This is a genomic window from Streptomyces sp. NPDC002896, from assembly GCF_040295225.1.
In the GTDB taxonomy this organism is placed as follows: domain Bacteria; phylum Actinomycetota; class Actinomycetes; order Streptomycetales; family Streptomycetaceae; genus Streptomyces.
This window is the reverse complement of sequence record NZ_JBEOVA010000098.1, coordinates 1-1,564: the sequence shown is the minus strand read 5'-3', so window position 1 is coordinate 1,564 and position 1,564 is coordinate 1. Positions and strand designations below refer to the sequence as shown.

The following is a 1,564-nucleotide window of genomic DNA, read 5'->3' as shown; positions in this document are numbered from 1 at the left end:
CATAAATATAATCCCTCTTTTTATTAAATTCTGTAAGAAAAACCCTAATTTTTCTGATAAATTAAATCAAAACTTGCTTAAGTTAAACCATTTTGGTGTTTTTTTTTAATTTTCTATACTATATTAGTTTATTATATAAAACAAAACCTGTTAATGCAAGTGAATGTATGGGTTTCAAATTTTAAACTGCAAGAAATTTTACGTATAAATAAAGATATAAGTTTAATCATTTAGTATGGTTTTTCAACTTTACTTTCAGAAAAATTACAATTTTTCAGAAATACATCAAGCAATACTTTTATATACCCGAATTGCTAGTTAATTTCATTGGAAAATAAATAAGTCGTGCTATCCTAATCTTAAACCACTAAGCATTAGAAAGCGCACGACTTATATGACTTATAATAGCACACTTCCAAAAGTTTTTGTTTATTTACTGACAACCATTGAGACGCTTTATCAAACGAGTGTTTCCCTTGAGGTTCAAAACCGAAAGAACGTCCATCTCGCAACATCAGATTGCTTAGTTATCGCTTGTTACCTATGGGGCGTACTGCATTTTAGTGAAACGCTTAAAGCTAAGCACCAATTGGCTCAAAGTTTATTTCCTAATTTCCTAGAATATTCTCGCTTTGTCCGCCGTTGTAATGCCCTCTTACCGAGTATCCAAGTCATTCGCCAAGCACTCGTCTTTAAAGAGGTTGAAGGAATGAGTGTATCCATTATTGACAGCTTCCCCATTCCTTTGTGTCAGCCTATTCGTAATTTCAGAAGCAAAGTTCTTGGAGATTATGCCAATGTTGGCTACAATGCTACAAAGGGACAGTACTTCTATGGATGTAAATGTCATGCTTTAGTCAGTGAATCAGGCTATGTCATAGACTACACAATTACTCCTGCTTCAATGGCTGATAGTTCAATGACCGAGGAAGTGTTGAGTCAATTTGGGACACCAACAGTCCTTGGAGATATGGGATATTTAGGTCAGTCACTGCATGAAAGGCTGGAATTAGAAGGAATTGATCTAATTACACCTGTCAGGAAGAACATGAAGCAAAAGAAAATCCTTTTCCCTAATTTTTCAAAACATAGAAAAGTGATTGAGCGAGTTTTCTCTTTTTTGACAAATCTAGGAGCTGAGCGTTGTAAAAGTCGTTCGCCTCAAGGTTTTCAATTGAAATTAGAGATGATACTTTTAGCGTATTCTTTACTGTTAAAATCAGCTAAATCACTGGAACCAGAGACTTTAAGATATTCTATCGGGTATCAAGTCATGGATAAATAATCAACTAGCAATTCGGGTATATGGAGGATATTTCAATGAAAAAATTTTTTAAATATAGTAATTATTTATATTTTGTTGTGGCGATATTAAGTTTAATTGCTTATTTTACTAAGAAAGATATGGATAATAATTTTTGGTTAATTATGTTTTTTGCATGGTCATGTTTTGGTTTTACTTCTATGGCAAGAAAAAAAGATAAGGACAAAAACAATGAAAATAATTAAACGGACTTTATTATCTTTTATGGCATTTGACGTTAAGTCAAGTTTTTAGAGTAAC

Annotated in this window: 1 protein-coding gene; it reads left to right on the top strand. The window is 32.4% G+C overall.

Features of this window, described 5'->3' with window-relative positions; translation table 11 throughout:
• Positions 1–394: 394 nt before the first annotated feature.
• Positions 395–1,285: an IS982-like element ISLll1 family transposase gene (locus tag ABT009_RS47345; RefSeq protein WP_351309671.1), complete on the top strand. Its 891-nt coding sequence runs from the start codon at positions 395–397 to the stop codon at positions 1,283–1,285.
• Positions 1,286–1,564 lie beyond the last annotated feature (279 nt).